Origin of the sequence: Mobiluncus holmesii ATCC 35242 (assembly GCF_000185445.1) — a bacterium.
Taxonomy (GTDB): domain Bacteria; phylum Actinomycetota; class Actinomycetes; order Actinomycetales; family Actinomycetaceae; genus Mobiluncus; species Mobiluncus curtisii.
On record NZ_GL622346.1, the window covers coordinates 455,707 to 475,734 of the forward strand.

16 protein-coding genes, 1 tRNA gene and 1 other RNA gene are annotated in these 20,028 nt (G+C 53.4%); 11 read left to right on the forward strand and 7 right to left on the reverse strand.

All coding sequences use genetic code 11. The features are described 5' to 3' along the window. Positions 1–49: 49 nt before the first annotated feature. Complete coding sequence (locus HMPREF0576_RS01910; protein WP_004010492.1) at positions 50–1,297, reverse strand: YibE/F family protein; 1,248 nt, start codon at positions 1,295–1,297, stop codon at positions 50–52. A 738-nt stretch (positions 1,298–2,035) separates the two neighbouring features. Between HMPREF0576_RS01910 and HMPREF0576_RS01920 the strand changes: the two genes are divergently transcribed. Next, a tRNA-Val gene (locus HMPREF0576_RS01920) sits at positions 2,036–2,109 on the forward strand. A gap of 521 nt (positions 2,110–2,630) precedes the next feature. Here HMPREF0576_RS01920 and HMPREF0576_RS01930 read toward each other — a convergent pair. Together HMPREF0576_RS01930 and HMPREF0576_RS01935 are read right to left on the reverse strand one after the other, a co-directional pair. After that, complete coding sequence (locus HMPREF0576_RS01930; RefSeq protein WP_004010494.1) at positions 2,631–3,305, reverse strand: response regulator transcription factor; 675 nt, start codon at positions 3,303–3,305, stop codon at positions 2,631–2,633. A gap of 2 nt (positions 3,306–3,307) precedes the next feature. Beyond that, a complete protein-coding gene (locus tag HMPREF0576_RS01935) occupies positions 3,308–4,480 on the reverse strand; it encodes a sensor histidine kinase (RefSeq protein ID WP_004010495.1) in 1,173 nt (390 codons plus the stop codon). A gap of 254 nt (positions 4,481–4,734) precedes the next feature. On the opposite strand from HMPREF0576_RS01935, the gene HMPREF0576_RS01940 reads away from it, so the two are divergent. The 5 genes from HMPREF0576_RS01940 to lipA all read left to right on the forward strand — a co-directional run bounded on the left by HMPREF0576_RS01940 (position 4,735) and on the right by lipA (position 11,525). Then, a complete protein-coding gene (locus tag HMPREF0576_RS01940; protein WP_004010498.1) occupies positions 4,735–5,457 on the forward strand; it encodes an ABC transporter ATP-binding protein in 723 nt (240 codons plus the stop codon). Beyond that, positions 5,450–7,321 carry an FtsX-like permease family protein gene (locus HMPREF0576_RS01945; protein WP_004010499.1) on the forward strand — a complete coding sequence of 624 codons (1,872 nt, stop codon included), beginning with the start codon at positions 5,450–5,452 and terminating at the stop codon, positions 7,319–7,321. The genes HMPREF0576_RS01940 and HMPREF0576_RS01945 overlap by 8 nt, the downstream gene beginning before the upstream one ends. A 463-nt stretch (positions 7,322–7,784) precedes the next feature. Next, positions 7,785–8,471, forward strand: a complete 687-nt coding sequence (gene lipB / locus HMPREF0576_RS01950; protein ID WP_004010500.1) for a lipoyl(octanoyl) transferase LipB — start codon at positions 7,785–7,787, stop codon at positions 8,469–8,471. 49 nt (positions 8,472–8,520) lie between these two features. Further along, positions 8,521–10,329, forward strand: a complete 1,809-nt coding sequence (locus HMPREF0576_RS01955; RefSeq protein WP_004010501.1) for an FAD-dependent oxidoreductase — start codon at positions 8,521–8,523, stop codon at positions 10,327–10,329. A gap of 161 nt (positions 10,330–10,490) precedes the next feature. Then, the gene (gene lipA, locus HMPREF0576_RS01960) at positions 10,491–11,525 is read left to right on the forward strand and encodes a lipoyl synthase (protein WP_004008079.1); all 1,035 of its coding nucleotides are present in this window, start codon (positions 10,491–10,493) and stop codon (positions 11,523–11,525) included. Between the two features lie 24 nt (positions 11,526–11,549). On the opposite strand, the gene HMPREF0576_RS01965 is transcribed toward lipA, so the two are convergent. Next, the gene (locus HMPREF0576_RS01965; protein ID WP_236585905.1) at positions 11,550–13,169 is read right to left on the reverse strand and encodes a class I adenylate-forming enzyme family protein; all 1,620 of its coding nucleotides are present in this window, start codon (positions 13,167–13,169) and stop codon (positions 11,550–11,552) included. A 143-nt stretch (positions 13,170–13,312) separates the two neighbouring features. On the opposite strand from HMPREF0576_RS01965, the gene HMPREF0576_RS01970 reads away from it, so the two are divergent. The 5 genes from HMPREF0576_RS01970 to rnpB all read left to right on the forward strand — a co-directional run bounded on the left by HMPREF0576_RS01970 (position 13,313) and on the right by rnpB (position 17,147). After that, positions 13,313–14,050, forward strand: a complete 738-nt coding sequence (locus HMPREF0576_RS01970; RefSeq protein WP_245527306.1) for a S1 family peptidase — start codon at positions 13,313–13,315, stop codon at positions 14,048–14,050. A 442-nt stretch (positions 14,051–14,492) separates the two neighbouring features. Next, positions 14,493–15,017, forward strand: a complete 525-nt coding sequence (locus tag HMPREF0576_RS01975) for a hypothetical protein (RefSeq protein WP_236585903.1) — start codon at positions 14,493–14,495, stop codon at positions 15,015–15,017. A gap of 64 nt (positions 15,018–15,081) precedes the next feature. Further along, a complete protein-coding gene (locus tag HMPREF0576_RS01980; RefSeq protein WP_004008075.1) occupies positions 15,082–15,972 on the forward strand; it encodes a Nif3-like dinuclear metal center hexameric protein in 891 nt (296 codons plus the stop codon). Between the two features lie 54 nt (positions 15,973–16,026). Further along, positions 16,027–16,752 carry a zinc ribbon domain-containing protein gene (locus HMPREF0576_RS01985; protein WP_004008074.1) on the forward strand — a complete coding sequence of 242 codons (726 nt, stop codon included), beginning with the start codon at positions 16,027–16,029 and terminating at the stop codon, positions 16,750–16,752. A 17-nt stretch (positions 16,753–16,769) separates the two neighbouring features. Beyond that, an RNA gene (gene rnpB / locus HMPREF0576_RS09010) (RNase P RNA component class A) lies at positions 16,770–17,147 on the forward strand. A gap of 148 nt (positions 17,148–17,295) precedes the next feature. Here the strand turns inward: rnpB and ppgK are convergent. The 3 genes from ppgK to panB form a co-directional block, all read right to left on the reverse strand. Further along, positions 17,296–18,039 (reverse strand): polyphosphate--glucose phosphotransferase, encoded by a 744-nt coding sequence (ppgK, locus tag HMPREF0576_RS01990; protein WP_004008073.1) that lies wholly within the window; start codon positions 18,037–18,039, stop codon positions 17,296–17,298. A 127-nt stretch (positions 18,040–18,166) separates the two neighbouring features. Beyond that, a complete protein-coding gene (gene map, locus HMPREF0576_RS01995) occupies positions 18,167–19,078 on the reverse strand; it encodes a type I methionyl aminopeptidase (RefSeq protein ID WP_004008072.1) in 912 nt (303 codons plus the stop codon). A 51-nt stretch (positions 19,079–19,129) separates the two neighbouring features. After that, complete coding sequence (gene panB / locus HMPREF0576_RS02000) at positions 19,130–19,960, reverse strand: 3-methyl-2-oxobutanoate hydroxymethyltransferase (RefSeq protein ID WP_004010504.1); 831 nt, start codon at positions 19,958–19,960, stop codon at positions 19,130–19,132. Positions 19,961–20,028 lie beyond the last annotated feature (68 nt).

Below are 20,028 nucleotides of genomic sequence, written 5' to 3' on the forward strand. Positions count from 1 at the left end.
AGGGAGCGAGAAATCGGGGGACTATACCTTAGACCACCCCAACCCCGATTTAATCGCAAATTTCAGTCACCGGCGGGGTGGGTTTGCGTACCGCCAAGGTAGAGATAGCGGTGGTGATGGGGACGCTGGCAATGAGGGCAGAACCGGAAGCCAATATTTGCAAGGCTTGGGCGGCGAGAGCCTCCGTCGTGAAGAGGTCGCTGAGTGAGCGTTCAAAGAACAAAACTATCAGCATCACCGTAGAGAGTGCCGCGCCGGTGTAGGCAAAGACAATGGTGTAAATCGTCGACGCGATGTGGTCGCGTCCGATGCGCATAGCGCTTTGATAGATTTCGCGACGAGTATAGGTGGGGGCTGCCAATCGCAGCTCCCACACCGCCGAAGCTTGAGTGATGGTCACGTCGTTAAGCACCCCCAGTCCCGCCAGGATAGTGGCAGCAACGAACAGTTGGCTCATGTTGAGGTGCGGGATAGCGGCGGACAGGTCAAAGGATGTTTCGTCAATGTAACCCGAAATGTGCGCGCTTTTCACCGCGATGGTGCCCAGCAAAGCCGAAAGCCCCAAACCGCACACGGTGCCCAGCAGGGCAGACGCGGTCCGCATAGATATGCCGTGGGCGATGTGAATGACGATGAGCATGATGGCGCACGATCCGACCACTCCGACCCAGATGCCGGGTCGACCGCTGGCCAGGGACGGCAGCATGAAGTACACAATCACCACGGTCGCGAACGCTAGTCCCACCAGCGAAAGCGCTCCTTTGACGCGGGCGACTGCCAAAACTACCACGGCGAACAGGATGGCAAAGAGGATAATGGGCAGGTCGTGGGGGACGCCGGTGAAGGTGTAGGTGTCGGCGCCGGGTTTTTCCCCTGGTGAGCGCATGACTTGGATAGTGTCACCGGGTTTCAAGTCCGAATGTGCGCCGGGTCCGACTGCCTCCAGGGTGGTGACCTGGTTGGAATCGGGTCCACTGGTCAGACGCGCGGTCAGGCGGACGCAGTCGTCTAGGTGGCTTTGCGCGCCAGAAGAGGAAATGTCGGTGTCTCGACACTTTGGCTCGAGTTTCACGATGTTGGCGCGTTCATAGGAAACTCCCGGTGCGGTCGCGAAACTGAAGTTCAGCTGGCGGACTTCTTGCAGATGGTGCCAATCGGGCCAGAGCCAAACCACCCCCGCCAAGGTCAAGACCGTAATCAAGCCCAAGGAAATCATCATCGCCAGGCGCGAAGCGGGCGAAGTCGTCGAAGCCTCTTGAGTCCGAGAAATCCGAGAAATCGAGTGAGAATGAGACACAGACAGCAAGTATATCCGTGCCAGTCACGGTTGTGCAGGGCGAATAGCTCGTCTTTTACAGTGATTTCGGTGCGGAAACTGACATGGGGCATGGTTCTGGTTTCCCAGCGACAGTGCCTATTGAGAGTGCCGAAGGCAACAGGTCCGTAGGGGGAGTGGGAACACCCACTCTGTCGACCGGTCTGCCACAACGCTGCAATCCGGTCACCAAGCGCGGCGCACACGGAGCGGTTGGCGGGGGGGGGATTAATGATGCGGGCTGCCTCAAAAGTTTGGGATTCACGACCAAAGGATCAGACCTGGGAAACCCGTGGTCTTAAAGTGCTGACCTGATTCTAAGGCTGCGGAAAATCGTCTTCCTGACTATAGCGGGAGTTTTAAATATGAAAAGTACGCGATTCTGGTCTTTGATGGACCACAAACAGTGGCTGGCACGAGCGGGGATGGAACCGGCATGCAAACCGGTTCAGCGAAGCTGCTCTGTGTGGGCGCATATTATGCGGGCGTAGATGGCGTTGATACCACCCCAGGGTGGGTTCCGTACAACGGTAAAAGAGTAGTTGTTGCGGCAACTGCAGGAGACGTGGGCTGGCCTTCGGATACAAGCCTGCCGGTGGGGGAGCCTAGAGGTGGTGGAGAGATTATTTTTGCGGAGTGATTCGGGCTGGTCAGTTCGCAACTTGCCGTGGCAAATGTTATCCTCAATAGTCTCGTGTTTGCGTTTCGCGCAAACCCTTAGGACCTATAGCTCAGTTGGCTAGAGCGCCACGTTTACACCGTGGATGTCGGGGGTTCGAGTCCCTCTGGGTCCACAAATATTTTCGGGCGGGTTTATCCCGTCCGAAAATATTTAAAGGGGTTGGGGACTCGAACCCGTGAGGGGCAGCGCCGTCCGAAAACGCGACAGCGTTTTCAGGCGCTGGCGTGAGAAATCGAAGATTTCGAGCGGGTGGTGATTTTGCGTAGCAAAATCACTGAGTCCTTCTGGGTCCACTTTTTTGTCGGGCGGGTTTATCCCGTCCGAAAATATTTAAAGGGGTTGGGGACTCGAACCCGTGAGGGGCAGCGCCGGGTAAATCTTGACTTGCTAGATATACGTAAGGGGTACCGCACCGGCGACAAAGCCGGAAAGGGATGGGAAAACCCAAACAAAAAACACACAATTAATCCTAAAATTCTATCCTTCATACAGAAACTTTTTGGCAGTGTGCGATTTTTCGAGGATTTTTTCGGTTGATAGGTAACTTTTCTCGCCCACTTTTGCGTGGTGGGAGTGGGCAGTCGCGCACTATGGCTAGGTTAGGATGCGCGGGTATGAGGTGTCTGGATTGACTTATTCGCGAATAGCTCCGTTTTTGGCACTGAAAACCAGGAGTTCGGCGCGGGAGCGTACCGAGAATTTTTGCATGATAGCGCTCATGTGGGTTTTAATGGTGCTTTCCTTGCTTTGCATGACTTTGGCGATTTGCGCGTTGCTTTTTCCCTTCAGGGCTTCCTGCCAGACTTGCCGCTCGGTAGCGGTGAGAGCTTTTTCTCCGGCACGGAACCTGGGGTCGGGGGTGAAATTGGGATCCTCGTAGTTGGCTATCAGCATATTGAGGGGTTTGGTAGACATGAACCTGCCACCATGGGCGACACGTTTAACCGCAGCGGACAGGTCGGCGCGGGGCGTGTCCTTGGTCAGGAATCCGTCCGCCCCGGCATCTAGGGCTTCTTTCAGCCAAGTATCATGGCGGAAGTTTGTTAACATGATTACTCCCAGGTTAGGGTATCGGGATTTGAGTTGTCGGGTGGCGGCGATGCCGTCCACTTTGGGCATTTCTACGTCCATCAGAACCACGTCGGGATGGTGGGTTTGCACTAAGTCCAGGACGTAGCTCCCATCAAAGCCGATGCCAGCCACACTGATTTCGGGATCTGTTTCGATGACTAGGCGCAAATCTTCAAGAATTTCGTGGTCATCGTCTATCAGAATGACCTGGTAGTGATGGTGGGTGTCTGTGGTCATGATTATCCTTTCAATAGTTTTTCCAAGTCTGGAATCAGGGGGATTTGGGCCTCTGTGAGCCACATTGCGCCGATGGTGCTGGTTTCGAGGTTTCCTCCGAGGTTGTCCAGCCGGTAGGCCAAGCGTTGCAGTCCGGTTCCCCCGGAAACGTCGGGGGGTTTGGGGGATTGCCCGATGCGGTTGCTTTGGAAAAGCGTCACCGTCTGTCCTTCCAGGTTCAGGCTCAGTTCGACTTCACTTAGTGGAGCGGCGTATTTTTCCGCATTAGCGAGCAGTTCCGCTACGGTTTCGGTTACTATCAGGGTGTTTTCCACGGGTAGATTGTAAAGCCGTGGGTCAATGTCTGTGGTGAGGCTGATATTGGCGTGAGTCAGGTGCTTGTGGGCTTGCTCTAGGGTTTCTTTCAGGGTGAGTGCTTCCTGGTCGATGCCTAGTTGTACCCCTTCGAGAACCCGAATCAGGTGTCGCAGCCGACTGAGGGACTCGGCGGCTTCTTGCTGCAGTTCTTGTTGAATAATTTGGCGGTCGCAAGTGTTGGACTCTTCCCAATGTTGTAGGCGCAGCACCAGACGGGTGAGGTCTCGGGCGGTGGTGTCGTGGATGGCAGCGGCGATGCGTTGTTCGGTTTCTTCCTGGATGCGTCGGACGTTTTCTTTTGCGGTTTCGCGTTCCTCCACAATCACGCGTGCTGCCCAAGATAAACCAACAGTTATTAGGCTCAGGATTAACTGGCTGATGAGGGACTCAACCTGGTAATCGAAATGTTGGAATGATGCAAAACTGGAGAGCACAGTGGCTATGACTAGCCAGCGTTGCCGATGCACTGTCCCCTCGGCGCATAGCACTAGCGAAGCCATGCTTTGAAGCAATATCGGGGTTTGTACTGGCAAGAAGATATAGAGGACACACACAGCTAACAGAATCCAGCGTCCCGGCACGGGACGGAAAACCATCAAAATCCAGGCGGTAACTATAGGCAGTATCAACAGCCACAACCAAAGGGAGTGCGGTGGGGTTTTTATCCAAGTCCAGACCTGCCACAGGGCAAAAACAGCAAGGCTGGTCGACAAGAGCAGTCCACGCAGGGTCAGAGTGGTCATGAGCCATTGCAGTCCGGCTCTGGCGGCCACATCGAGGTGTAAGAGTCGGCTTAGTTGAGACCGAGGGATATCCATGTTTTTTATAATAAACCAGATTCCCTCTAAAGAATACAGTCATAAGAAAATGTAGTGATTTAAAAAATAATTGTGAAAAATATTCGACTTTGGTGCTAGTTGTTCTCCTACTTTAGTAGGAGAAGTTATGCGATGAAAGTTGGACAGGAATTGTTAGTAATCTCCTAGAACTCGCTTCTAGTGGTGGTAGATTGGAAACATGCACAGACCAGCATCTATTAAAAGAGTATCTCGAATTGGAAAGGAAGGTTTAAATGGCTTTGTTTGATATTAATAATATTTCTTTTCGTTATCATTCTAAGCAGAGTGATATTTTGAAGGGGGTAAGTTATACGGTGGAGTCGGGTGATTATTTGGCGATTATGGGGCCGTCTGGGTCGGGGAAGACTACGTTGCTGAAATGTATTGCGGGATTATTGTCTCCGACGGGTGGTGAGGTTCTTTATAAGGGGAAGGATACAACACGAGTGAAGCAGTCTGTGCTTAATCGGTTGCGCCGGACGGACTGGGGATTTGTGTTTCAGGAGTATAATCTGGTGGATGCGATTAATGTGGTGGATAATGTGCGTTTGCCGGCGTATTTTAATCATCAGCGTTTGAGTAGGGACGCGGTGATGGCTGCTTTGGAGAGTGTTAATCTGGGGTCTTTTGCGTCGCGTTTTCCTGATGAGCTTTCAGGCGGTCAGCAGCAGCGTGTTGCTATTGCGCGGGCGATTGCGAGTAAGCGGGAGGTAGTGTTTGCTGATGAGCCGACGGGTGCTTTGGATAGTAAATCCAGTAAAGAGGTTATCTCGAATCTGACGGAGCTAAATAAAACCGGGGCGACCGTGTTGATGGTGACGCATGATCCGATGGTGGCGGCAGCGGCGGCGAAGGTGTTGTTCCTCTATGACGGTAGGATAGTACAGCAAGGGAACTATCAGTCGGCGCAAGAAATATCCAATATCCTGCTAGATATGGAGAACGCAAATGCTTGAGCTCGCAAAATTAGCCACTAGACTATTAAAAGGTCATAAATCCCTATACCTCAGCTGTGCCGTAACGATTAGCATCGTCACCATACTTTCTTCAGCACAAGTTGCCTTAGGTATGAATCTGTCAAATCCTGCACTAGTTCATGTTGATGGTGTCTCCTCGGAAGAAGTAAGCCTGGAATTGATTCCTTTAAGAGGGGTATTGTTTTTCTTGGGGATTATTCTGTTAGTACTGAGTTCTTTTCTTATATTCTCCGCTATAGTGCAGGTGGTACAACTTCGTAGTGAAGAAATTCAATTATTAAAGCTGTCCGGAGCTTCCAAAACGCAATTAAACTCGCTAATTGCTTTTGAGGCTTTCGCGCTTGGCTTGTTTGTGGGTATCCCGTCCGCCGTAATTGGTAGCTTTTTCTCTATACCGCAGTTACACTTTTTAAGTGCTATTGGATTTTTTGGAAAGAGCCTACACGTAACATATGAATTCAATTTTATGCAGGTCTTATTTGTGGTAGGGCTAGTCATATTTGAGTGTGCTGTTGCTGGATATTTTGCGACAATAAAGGTGGGGAGTGAAAAAGAAACAAAAAGCGCTATAAAGAGGATTTCTCCGGTTACGGTTGTGTGGAGGGTTTTGCTGGCTTTAGCTATTGGGATTTTTCTTTTTGCAGTGAATCTAGATGCTTTTGGTGGTTTGTACATATTACTTGTACCACTGATGATAGTTATAGCTATTTTGTTAGTTGCACCATTGTTTATCCCGATTGTATCTAAACTGATAGGTAACGCTATTGGACTGTTGAGACCCGGCATTGGTTTATTAGTATCTCAAGTAAGTCAAAAGAATGTATTTAGGTTTTCACATTACGCGGCACCGCCTATTATATGTCTTGGGATTGTTGGCACTTTTATGGCCCTGGACTTTCCGACGTCAGAGATGCTGTATCAAGATTTTTACAACAGTTCAAAGGCTTCTTCGGTATTCATTACAGAAGGGTCAGCGGATGCTAATAAAATCTATGATCTAGTATCAGCGAAATCTGCGGATGTATCACGCATACGTGAAAGGCTAATAACGGATAAGCGAGGATATTATAGCCTTTACTATGTTGATTTTAAGGAAAACTTTAATCTTTTAAATCAAAAACTTATTCAAGGACAATTAGATAACGTTGGAAATACAAATGTGGCCAGCAGTATATCTGGTAGTGTTATTGGGGATAAGGTTACTATATATAATGAAAATGGTGAATCTTTTGAATTAACTGTGACTGCTCTTCTCCACGACTCCGTACATGAAGGTTACTTTATAGATTGGTCGATGCTTTCTCATTTCCCGAAATTTGCGAAGTCCAAGAATACAGAAACAATGGTATTTGCCCGCGGAATTACCCCTCAGATGTCACAAGATATTGCAAAGTCTGTCAACTCTGAAGTTAAAGTACTTACTAGGTATGGCTATGCTAAGTACTTGCAAAATATGCGGCACGTACTTGCTTTCAGAGGTAATGTCGGCATGTTCGGTGTCATACTTATCATGACTTTGATAGCCTTATTGCAATTAACGATAAGTGAGGAAATCGCTCGTAGAAAGCAATGTCAACAACTACATGCCCTGGGAGTAGATAATAAGGATATCCTTAGCTTTGGATTAGCTACGGTTTTATCTACTCAACTGGTTTCTTTATTATTGACTTTGCTCAGTCTACTATTTACAGCATATCGATGCTCTTCTGTGGCGAAAACCTCAACTATAGCGGATTTTATGTATGTAATGCCGCTAATCCTTATTTGTTGGGTATCAATTTTGCTCTTTACCTTAGTGATACAAACGCTGGCAACGCACCATTCACTACGTGCGGTACTGTAAAATGTTTAATAAAGCCTCAATCAGATTGTATACTAATCTAGTTGCTATCATTAAGCACTTGTTTATCGCACGCTTGTGGCCCGTTTTGTCACGCCTTTGGTGAATACGGTTCAACCACTTCTCCGGAATTCCTTTTTGATAACATTAACACAATTAGTGCATATCAGATATCGGTTATTTTGGATCTTTTTCTATTATTCCCTTTTTTGTCGGCATTGCAAGGATTGCTACAGAATACCTTTGTTAATAATATTATCGCCAATGGTAGGAGGCAAATCACCAGGCAGATTCAATACATTGATCATGAAAGTTTAATTATTGACTATAGGCGAGTTATTTCCAGATTTGTCTTAACCCCCTTTGTGATGGCTTTTAGCCGTAATTTCCTGCCAGATTGCGGGCAAAACCCTGCCCAGATGTCCGGTTCGCGCTCGAACACCCCCGACGCGATAGAGTAAACCCCGTGCGAGTGGAAAATTTGCTGCCCAGAGGGCTGGTGTCTTATCAGGAAGCGGATCGGATTCAGCGTGAGACTTGGGCGCGGGTACGTGATGGGGAACTGGACCACACCCTAATCTTGGGACAGTTCGAACCGACCTATACCGCCGGACGCAACACCCACGACAGTGACCTCATCAACAAAGACTTGCCGGTCATTCGCACCGACCGGGCCGGGTCGCTCACCTGGCACGGTCCGGGTCAGCTGGTGATCTATCCGGTGGTGAGGCTACGTGAGCCGGTGGACCTGATTGCCTACATTCGCGCGGTGGAGGGAGCGGTCATTGACGCGGTTCGCGGCACTTGGGGTCTGGACGTTGAGATTGTGCAGGGTCGCGCGGGAGTGTGGCTGCGTTACCGTGACGCCGCGGGGCGCACCGCAGCTGAGCAGGGGACGGGACGCGACCGCAAACTGTGTGCCATCGGGTTGAAAGTCGTGCAAAACGCGACCCTGCACGGGTTGGCGCTCAACATTCACCCGGATTTCAGCCACGCGTTTACGGGGATTATTCCTTGCGGTCTCAACGATGCCGGGGTCACCTCCCTGTTTGAGGAGGGGATCGAGACGGACTTCGACACCGCCGCAAAAGTCGTGGTGGACCAGCTCGCCGTGAAACTCACCCCCTTGCTGGCTCCGTTTTCAGAAATTTAGGGACCGAAGACCCTGACGCGAACCAACGAAGTGGTCTAGCATTTAGCTTATGAACACAAAGAAGTCTTCAGCTCTTAAGCCCTTTGGCCGTCCCAGCAAAGATACTTATGACGTCATCGTCGTTGGTTCCGGAGCTGCCGGTCTGTCCGCTTCTCTGACTGCCGCGAGGCGTGGTCTGAAAGTTTTGATGGTCGAAAAAAGCGATCAGTGGGGAGGTTCGACCTCCAAATCTGCCGGCATGGTGTGGGTACCCGGTAATAACGTTTTCGCTCGACTCGGGGGCTCGGATTCCACTGACCTGGGTCGCCAGTATATGAAAGCGACCGTGGGGGACTGCACCAGCGATGAAATGATTGACACCTTCCTGGAGGAAGGCAAGAAGTGCATGGACTTCCTCACCGCTTCGTGCCCCCACCTGGAGTTTAGGCGGATGGAAGGCTACCCCGACTATTGGTTGGATGCACCGGGCGCGGCAAAAACCGGGCGTGGCGTTGAAGCAGGCGCTTTCGATTCTCGCCTGTTGGGGCCGTGGGAGAAAACGCACGTCAAGGCGTACTTCCGCCCGATGTCTCCGGTGGACATGAACTCTTATGATTCGGCCGATTTGCTGCTGGCAATGACCGACCCTCGTCCCTGGATACGTGGCATGAAACTGTTGTGGCGCAACCTGAAACATTACGCCAAAGGCACCCGCCCGCTCACTATGGGCGCGGGCTTGACCGCTGCCATTATGTACTCCGTCCTACGTGAGGGAGTGGAAGTGAAACTGCAAAACGCCCTGGTCGACTTCCTCATCGGAGACGGCGACGCGGGCAAGAAAGGCAAAGGTGAGCAGCGCGTGACCGGTGTCGTGCTGGAACACAATGGCACCCGGTACCCAATCAACGCGACCCACGGCGTCATCCTGGCTTGTGGTGGCTTTGAACGCAACGAAGTCATGCGGCAAAAGTACCAGCGTCATCCCATCACCGGCACCTGGACCGTAGGCGTGGAAGGCAACACGGGCGACGGCATCGAACTGGGCATGAAGCATGGCGCAGCCATCGACAACATGGCTGACGCCATCTGGTCGCCGGTCATTAAGCTGCCGCGCACCGAAGGGTTCCGGCCCATCGTGATTGAGGACGAGGAACGCTTCATCATTCCCGACCGCTCCCTGCCGCACACCCTGATGGTCAACGGCAAGGGTAAGCGGTTCATGAACGAAGCCCTGCCCTATTGCGCGGCTGGTCAAGGTCTGTATGGTGGTGTCTTTGGGAAAGGCGAGGGCGACGCTGAGAACATGCCGGCATGGCTGATTTTCGATCAGCAGTTCCGTGACAAATACTTCTTTGCCTACGGTCATATGCCACGGGTGGAGCTGCCTGACGTTTATTACGAATCCGGTGCCCTGGTACGTCGCGACACCCTGGATGAGCTGGCTGAAGCCATCGACGTGCCATCAGCAGTCCTGGCGGAGACGATTGAGCGGTTCAACGGTTTCGCCGACCGCGGCATCGACGAGGACTTCCACCGCGGCGAAAACGAACACGACAAGTTCTATGCCAATCGTTACCATCACCCGAACCCCTCGCTGGGACGCTTGGAAAAGGGTCCGTTCTATGCCACCCAGGTCTATCCCGGCGACATTGGCACGGCAGGCGGTCTGGTCATCGACACCAAAGCCCGCGTCACTCGTGAAGACGGCAGTGTTATCCCCGGTCTGATGGCGGCCGGCAACACGACCAAGTCGGTCATCGGTCACACCTACACGGCCGGAGGCACCTCCATCGGGGCGGCGCTGGTCTTTGGTTACATCGCTGCCAACACCGCTGCTGACGAGGCTTTCGCTGACAATCCGGTGTTCGTAGCGCACTAGCCCGATCGGGTCAACAGACTTTCCGGGAGCTTCACCGCGTGGTGAGGTTCCCGGATTGTTTTTGTCGCGTGTGTCCTATCGCAGGAACGGGCGTGAGGCAGGCAGAAAACGTGGGTAAAATGGACAGAGAGTGTCCCCAAACCGACTGAGAGAGAGCCGCCATGTCCACGCTGGAGTCCGCGCAGCACCGAAAACCGCTGCGCCTGGAAGTGGCGAACGCGCGCAAACCCCGTGAAGATCATCCGCGTTGGCTGCGGGTGGTGGCAAAAGCTGGGACGGAATACCAGGAAATGCGTTCCCTCATGCAGGGAGCGGGACTGCACACGGTTTGCGCCGAGGCGGGATGCCCCAACATTTTTGAATGCTGGGAGGACCGGGAGGCGACTTTCCTGATTGGCGGGGCAGTGTGTACCCGGCGGTGCGGGTTTTGCGATGTGGCTTCGGGTAAACCGGAGGGGTATGACCGCGACGAACCGCGTCGTCTCGCGGAAACTGTCAAGCATCTGGGGCTGAAGTACGTGACGGTCACCGGGGTGTCTCGTGATGACCTGGAAAACGGGGCGTCGTGGCTCTATGCAGAGTCGGTGCGCCAGCTTCGCGCGCTGTGCCCCGAAACCGGAGTGGAACTGCTGGTCGATGATTTTCAAGGTAAATCGGTCGCGCTGGAGGAAATTTTTGCCAGCGACCCCCAAGTCTTTGGTCATAACTTGGAAACGGTGGCGCGCCTGATGCATACGGTGCGTCCCGCCTTCACCTACGCGCGTTCCCTGGACGTCATCACCCAAGCCAAACAGTTCGGGCTAATCACGAAGTCGAACCTGATGCTGGGGCTGGGCGAAGAACCCGAGGAAATCGAAGCGACCATGCGCGATATGCTGAACGCGGGGGTAGACATCTTAACCCTGACCCAATACCTGCGCCCCTCCGAGCGGTACCTGCCGGTGGTGCGCTGGGTCAAGCCTGAAGAATTTGTGCGACTCAAGGAGCTGGCGTTGGACATGGGGTTCGCCGCCTGCATGTCAGGACCGCTGGTGCGCTCCTCGTACCGTGCCGGCAAGCTGTGGGCACAGGCGATGCGGCACTACGAACGTTGCATTCCGCCCCAGTTCGCGCATCTGGAACAGGACCGTCCCCCGGCTCGTCAGGAAGCCGAAGCGGTTGTGGAACGGGAAAAACAGCGGCAATCGTGCGCTTGAGTGCGCGGGCGGTCGCTTTGGGGGTTATTGGAACAGTGCCAAAAGTCCTTGCCGGTCAGGTTTGCCGTTTGAGTTCAGTGGGATGCGGCTCACGAGGCGCAAGGCTCGGGGGAGTTCCGCTTTCGTCAGGTAAGGGCGGGCGAAGTCTTGGAGTTGTTCCAAACTGAGCGGTTCCGCGTTTTCGTGAGTGTCGGGGGTTTGTACCACCACCGCTGCCACGATTTCACCCCAAGTCGGGTCGGGAACCCCAACGACCCGCGCTTCTGACACCCCCGGATGACGCGAGAGCACCGCGGCGACCCGCTGGGAAAAGACCTTTTCCCCGCCGGAGTTAATCGTGTCAGTCAGGCGTCCCACCAGGTGAAGGAAACTGTCTGCATCAAAAAATCCCAAATCCCCGGTCCGTAACCAGCCCGTTTGCGGGTCAATCAGGGCGGCGTTCAGTTCCGGATTTCGGAAGTATTCCCGCGTCACGCTGGGGCCGCGGCATTCCAGCTGGCCAATCACTCCAGGTTTGACCGGATTTCCCGCACCGTCAACAGCGCGCAGCTCAATATGCGGAAACGCCCGACCCACTACCAGTTCGCGCCCCGCCATGACATCCGTGGTCAAGGCGGCTCCTGAAGCGCTTTGCTCGGTCATGCCCCAAATGTTGATGGGGTTCCACCCTAAGCCAATCATGTCAGCGGCCAGCTGCTCATCCCACGGCGCGCCGCCCACCAGGGCTTTTGTAAACCGAGAGGTGTCCACTGGGCGCCCGGATTGCGCCGCCTGCCGGACCTCGCGCACCAGCATCCGGTACATGGTCGGCACCGCGAACATCATCTGGACCCGATACTTCTCGATAGCGGCGAGGATAGCGGCCGCATCGAACTTCTCAAAAATAACGACCGTACCGCCGTGGGAAAAAATATCCGTCGTCGTGCCGTTGAACCCGCCGATATGTGACAGGGGAGCCGTGACCGCCTCGACGGTGGCAGCAGAATACTCGAAAACTTCGCGGAAATTCGTGCAGCCCCACCATAGGTTTTTGTACGTCAGCAGGGTGCCTTTCGGGTGAGCGGAGGTGCCGGAGGTATAGATAATCGCGCCGGGTACATCGTCCCCGCATTCGGGCAGGTCGTCCAGCATTTTGGTGGCCGCGAGCGCCAACGTCACGGGTGGGGTCGAGTCGTCGCGTGGATCTAGGCAATCCTCCAGGTCAGAGTACGTCACCAGGCGGGGGCGAGGAGTCGCGGTGGGGTCGCAGTCCGCCAGTTTTTCGTTCTGGGTGGGGTCACAAATAATGATTTTCGGTTCACAATGCGCCAGGATTTTCGCTAACTCCGGGGCGGGGAGGTTTTGATCCAAGGGCACTGTAATCGCCGGAATGGCGGCGGCAGCCACGAAAGTCAGCAAATGCCACGGGGAGTTTTTCCCGATGACAACCACGCGCTCGCCGGGAACGACGCCCCAAGACCGAAACTGGGCTGCCAGCCTGGTGGCGCGTGCCAGCGTCTGTGCCACGTTCCAAGTCGGCGGGGCAAAACTGGGTTCAGCGATGGTCTCGGCGCTGATTCCCTGGGCAATCCAAATCATCGAAGTGCGCCCAGGGTGTCGCAAAGCGGCTGCTTGCAGGAATTTCATCGGTGAATAATCGACCACTGTTGAATCATACCAAGATTGCTGGATTTGTAAGATGAGCATAAGTCGCTCAATGCAATGCTAGGGGATTATAAAAGCATTGACGGAATGTGTGACATAACTGTAACATTTTAAATGTGTTTCCTAAAGCTGAGGAGGATACGATGTATTACAAAATAATACCTATTTTGGTAATAGGATTTTCTCTGGTTTGTCTTGGGAATGCTCCGGCATTGGGTGTAGGCGATACTTCACTGGTAAAGGATTCAATCAATTCACAGGATTTTATGACCAGATTCGAGCAAAAGTATCCTGAAATATTTTCTTTTGGTAAGTGGGATCAAGAAACGAATAAATTCGTTATGGGAGTGAAAGGTGGGATGCCCCTAGAAGCAGAACTCGCTGCCAAAAAGTTTGCGACTGACTTCAAAGTTGATGAGAATACTGGTTATTCACAAAAAGAATTATTCGATGCAGCGCCCTTTCTGGTTCGGCATGTTGAAAGCGCTGTCGGGGTAATAGATTCGGATTCCGTATTTACGACCATTGATCCGACTACCCCTAGTATAGGTTTACAAATTGATAACTCTGTGCAGCAAAAACTCAAATCAGATTTGATTTTTGGTCTAGAGTCTATTTCTGACGATTTACAGGATAGAAGCGCCACAAACCTTGGCTCAAAATTGTTAAACACAGATAATCCTAAACTCCTCGCAAAGCTCAAAATCGACATGAATATAGGCAATGTTAGCCGCGAAGAGCAGGCGCTTTACGGTGGCGGTCGTATCTCTGGTAGTGATATTGGATATTGCACCACAGGTTTCACTGCTTCAAAATCAGGATATTCTAGTGGAATTCTTACAGCTGGTCATTGTTTGGTCGGAACCTCACCGATAGTTTAAGGGATGGAAAATTCGAACATTTCCTTGAAAAGGGTTACCAGAGTAAAAAATCATACAGCTGATGCCGGGTTTCTCTCTGCCGCGGGATATGTGACTTCACCTATATTCTGGAGCCTCCCCAACGGGGGGTTAACCACTGTAACGTGGAAGTTTACACCTTCTATAGGGCAAAAGCTTGCCTTTAAGGGAGAAACATCCTCGCGAAGGATTTACGACTTTGTATCAGGGTACGTTTGTGGAGGTACTGCAGGATGTGGAATGATGTACACGAAGAGAGGCGTTACGTTGGGTGGAGATTCCGGTGGTCCATGGTTTAGCAGCGGTGGGGCGGCAGGTATACACGGAGGACTCGTTACAATGTCGGATGGAACTTCTCACTCTTACTTTACAACGATATCTAAAGCAGAACAGGTAACAGGCGCAACTGTGAAACTAGGATAAAGTGTTTGATGTAAAACTCCCATCTTATGCATTCGTTGGCTTTATTCTAGTTGTGTTTTTGTCATTGACGGCTTGTTCCGTGGAGGTAAACGATACCGCTGCTCATCCCGAAACTGAAAATAGAAATTCCGATACCGGTCATATTATGGATTTTGGAATCGAAAAACACGATACGGACGGAATGATTTATTACGCATGGAGTAAACAACTCTCTCAATTTACGGATCTTGGTCATGGGGAGTTAAAAATGATTGAATCAGGTAATGCAATCTGCTTAACCGATTCCCAGAGTGGACAAAATTACGGTATAGTATTACCTGAAGAAGCAAATTTTACGAATGATCTGTTCTCTTTTGAAAACGGAGCCTCTTGGAGTGTTGGAGAGACTGCTGAACAGCATAACTTCTTTGTCAAAGAACCGAGGTTATATAATATAAGCGAGAGCATGAAGAAATCCCAGCAGGAAATTATCAAGGCCTGTAAAATGGATAATCAGAGAATCTTTTTCTTAATTCCAGGATTATAGTTTCAGCTTTTTCTTTTCGTAACTTTCATATGTAATTAATGCCACCACCCGGTATGATGGACGCATGAGCAATGAGGCATTGACTGTTTGTGACCTATGTGAGTGGATGGACGCGCATTTTGCGCCCGAGCTGCAGGAAGATTGGGACCGGGTCGGGCTGATTTGCGGGGATCGGGGCGACCCGGTGACGCGAATTCTGCTCGCGGTGGATCCTGTCGAGCCGGTCGTGGACGAGGCCCTCGAGTGGGGTGCCCAGCTGGTCATTACGCACCACCCCCTGTTCCTGCGTGGCACTTCTTTCGTGTCCACGGATACTGCCAAAGGTCGGGTGGTGCATCGCCTGATTCGTGGCGGGGCTGCCCTGTTTAACGCCCACACCAACGCGGACTCGGCACACGATGGGGTCGCGGAAGCCCTGGCCCAAGCAGCGGGGCTGGACCCGCAGACCTGGCGGCCGCTGCAGCCCGCCCCCGCCGACACGTCCTTGGGCATCGGACGAGTTGGTCCGGTCACGCCCACCACTGTGGGGGAGGTCGCCAGCCGCCTAGCGAACCTATTGCCCAGTTCGCCAGCAGGTTTACTGGTGGCAGGGGAGTCTGACCGCCCAGTCAAGACGGTGGCGGTCAGCGGCGGATCGGGTCAATCCCTGTTGCCCGCAGCCTTAGATGCCGGCGCAGATGTGTTCGTGACCGCCGATTTGCGCCACCACCCAGCGCTGGATTTCCTGGAGATGGACGGGGCTCCCGCCCTCATCATGCCGTCGCATTGGGCCAGTGAATGGATGTGGCTGCCCCGTTTAGAAACAGCGTTGAACCTGTGGGCAGGTGAAATCGGCAAACCCCTGGAAACTAAAATCAGCACGGTTATTTCCGAACCCTGGGACGCCTATATCCCCACCGTTGCCGACGAGGAGACTACGCCGGACGATGCCGGTTGCAGTTCGGTAAACTATTAGCTGTAATCGCGTTAAGATTTACTAAAAGACCACATAGACCCAAGGAAGAAGTCAATGAAAGCTGCGCCCGAAGACCAAGAAAAACTTTTGGACCTGCAGGTCCTGGATCGAAAGATTGCCGGTTTGAAACACTCTCTGGCCAGCATTCCGGCAGCGGTGCGCGCCGAACAAATCAAGGTTGAGCAAGATGAACTGCGTACCAAGTTGGCTTTGGCTACTTCCGCCCGCAACGACTTGAACCGGGCTTTGAAGCAAGCCGAAGGAGAGGTCAGCAAGGTCCAGGAGCGGGCGAAAACTCAACGTGAACGCTTGGATTCGGGTCAGATGAGCCCCAAAGAAATGGAACGCATCCAAGCCGAACTCGCTCAGCTGGCGACTCGTCAGGGGGAACTGGAAGATAGTGCCCTGGACGCATTGGATGCGTTAGAACGTGCCAGCAAAAAAGTAAAACTGGTGGAAAACCGTCGCGCGGAGCTGGCTGTTGAGCTCGACGAAGCGCAAACCGAAGCGGGCAGCGTTGCCGGTGAACTGCAGCAGGAACTGGTCGGACAGCAAACCGAGCGAGACGAACTGGTCGCCACGATACCCGCGGATTTGCTGCGGGAATACGAAACTTGCAAGCGGGCGACCGGCGGAATCGGGGTCGTAGCGGTTAGTGGCAACCAGTCAGTCGGGATGGATTTGGAATTTTCGATGGCAGAAATTTCGCGTTTAAACGTCGCCGCTCCCGATGATGTCATCGTCAGCGAGGACCACGAAGTCATTTTGGTGCGTAAGTAGTACAATAATCGGGCGGAAAAGCCGGGCAGGTAGTCGCGGGCGAGTCATTCGATAAGCTCGAGGAAAGTCCGGACTCCACAGGGCAGGGTGATGGCTAACGGCCACCAGGGGCGACCCTCGGGACAGTGCCACAGAAAGCGAAACCGCCCCACCGGGCTTATGCACGGTGAGGTAAGGGTGAAAAGGTGAGGTAAGAGCTCACCGCGCGGCTGGTGACAGTCGTGGCAGGGTAAACCCCACCCGGAGCAAGGCCAAGCAGCAGGCTGGGCGGCCCGTTCAAAGCCTGCGGGTAGGCTGCTAGAGAGGTCGGGTAACTGGCCTTCCAGAGAAATGGCTACCGGCGCGCGGCGGCAACAAAGCGCGTTACAGAATCCGGCTTACGCCCGGCTTTTCCGCTCAAATCAACCGGTTCGCAACTGCGGGGGCACAAGTGGGGGAGACGGCCTCTCCGGGCAACGGAAGTTCCTGGTTCGGCGGCAATGCCAAATGCAAAACGCTCCGGGACGCCGCAGCATCCCGGAGCGAAACATTAGTAAGCTCGGCTCAGACTCCAGCCGCCAGCGCGGCAGCCCCCGCGATGCCAGCTTGGTTACGTAGCTGGGCAGGGATAATCGGGGTTTTCAAATCCAGCAGCGGCAAGAACTTGTTGTGCTGACGAGAGACTCCACCGCCAACCACGAACAGGTCCGGGCTGAATAGCATCTCCATCGTTGAATAATATTTTTGCAGACGCTTCGACCACTGCTTAAAGGACAGTTTCTTGGCTGCTTTCACGCCGGAAGAAGCGCGACTCTCCGCGTCTTTGCCATCAATCTCGATATGTCCCAGTTCGCTGTTAGGAACCAGAATCCCGTTATAAATGAGAGCGGTGCCAATTCCAGTGCCCAAGGTGGTGACGATGACCAGACCGGGCACATCGCGCGCCGCGCCGTAACGAACTTCTGCGTAACCCGCAGCATCTGCGTCATTCACGCACTTGACCATGTGACCGGTGTACTTGCGCAACAGGACACGGACATCAATGCCAGCCCATCCCTGGTCGAGATTAGCAATAAACGGAACCAAATCATTCTTAACCGGAGCCGGAATTGTCAGCCCCAAAGGCATGTCCTCAGGAACGCCCTTTTCCTCAATGATTTGACGGCATACTTCCGCCACGGCCTGTGGGGTCGAATGTGCGGGAGTTTTAATTCTCAGGCGATCGCCAATAAAATCGCCGGTTTCCAAATCTACATAGGCACCTTTAATACCGGAGCCACCAACATCAATCCCAAATCCAGTTGCCACAAAAGTCCCTTTCGCGTGGGGGATGAACTTGGCAAATACTCTATGGTAAAGGCTGTGATTTCACCAAATTACAGCCCGAATCCAGAGCCATGGGGAGTGGTCAATCCACCCCGGCGATAACAAACTATCAATCCTGGTGGTTGCTGGGCCAGGTGAGAATTTCTCCGCCGTCCTCGCGCACCACGAGGGTGTGTTCAAACTGGGCAGTGCGTCCCCGGTCGCGGGTCACCACGGTCCAGCCGTCCCGCCACTGTTCCCAAGCGATAGAACCCATAGTTAGCATCGGTTCAATGGTGAAAACCATGCCTTCTTCCATGATTGTGTCATAGCGGGGGGAATCGTAGTGCGGAATAACCAGCCCGCTGTGGAAAGCCTCGCCGACGCCGTGACCGGTGAAATCCTGCACCACTCCGTATTCAAAACGGCTGGCATAGGACTCGATAATTCGCCCGATAACGTTGATGGAGCGTCCCGGTTTGCAGACTTTAATGGCGCGCATCATGGCTTCTTTGGTGCAGTCGATGAGCTGCTGGGACTCGGGGTCAATCTCACCGACCGGGAACATGGCACAAGTATCGCCGTGGACTCCGTCCTTATAAGCGGTAATGTCCAGGTTAATGATGTCGCCCTCCTCAAGCGGTCGGTCATCCGGAATGCCGTGGCAGATACACTCATTGACCGAGGTACAGATAGATTTGCGGAATCCCATATAGCCCAGGCAAGACGGGTAGGCGCCGTGATCACAAATAAACTCGTGCGCCACACGATCCAAAGCATCGGTAGTCACCCCAGGAGCGATATGCTTGGCAGTTTCCACGATGGCGTCAGCGGCGATACGTCCGGCTTGGCGGATTTTTTCAATTGTTTCCTCGCTTTTCACATCGGAGGCGGTGACCCGTTCCGGTCCGTCATGGAACATGTATTCCGGGCGGTCGATGTGAGAGGGAACCGGTAACGTAGCGGAAATGCGTCCTGGTTTCAGGTTTCCCAAGGGCGCGCGGCGGGCGAGTTCATCAGTTCGAGTTTTCTTGTGTAACACGGTAGTAATTCTTTCGATTCAATAGTTCGGAAGTCGCCTCTGCGGGACGACCTAATTCTCATGGTAGTTTTCGGGAGCCGGGAAAGTCCGGTTCACCACGGCATCACGGTAGTTTTGGGCAGCGTGTTTCAGTTCCGCCCCCACCTGACCAAACACTTGGGCGAATGAAGGCTTCCAGTCTTGCATACCTGCCATATCAGTCCACACCAGGACCTGCCCAGCGGCATCCGGACCAGCGCCGATACCGATGATGGGAATGTTGAGCTGGTTGACTGCAGCGCGTGTGGTCGCGGCGGGAACCATCTCAAAGACAATCGAGAACGCTCCCGCGTCTTGCAAGGCCAGTGCGTCCGCTATCAGCTCTGGAGCAGCATCGGCGCGCCCCTGCAGACGTTTGCCACCCAGGTGGTTTTCGGACTGGGGAGTGAAACCGAGATGTCCCATCACGTTGATACCGGCATTCACGATGGCTTTGACCTGGGGCAGGATGCGCCTTCCGCCTTCCAGCTTCACCGCGGCGGCCCCGGCGCGTACCAGCGCGACGGCGGTATCCACGGCTTGGGCAGGGCTGGACTCGTAAGTCCCGAAAGGCATATCCGCCACAACCAGAGCTCGTGAAGCCCCTGCGGCGACCGCGGCAGTGGCACGAACCATGTCGTCTAAGGTCACCCCCACGGTGGAGGACATTCCTAACATAGTGGTGCCGTAGGAATCACCGACCAGAATCATGTCAATTTCTGCCGAATCAATAATCCTCGCGGTAATCGCATCATAGGCAGTCAGCATCGTCAGCGGACGTCCGGCTGTGAAGTACTGCTGGACGTGCTGGACGCGAAAAGGTTTTCCAGGCTTGGGGCCAATGTCTGGATGGTCTTTGTGCATAGTCACTCCTTGATTCTGTCCCTATGTCCCTATACATCCTATGACTTTGTCGCGGGCAATAGTTCCTC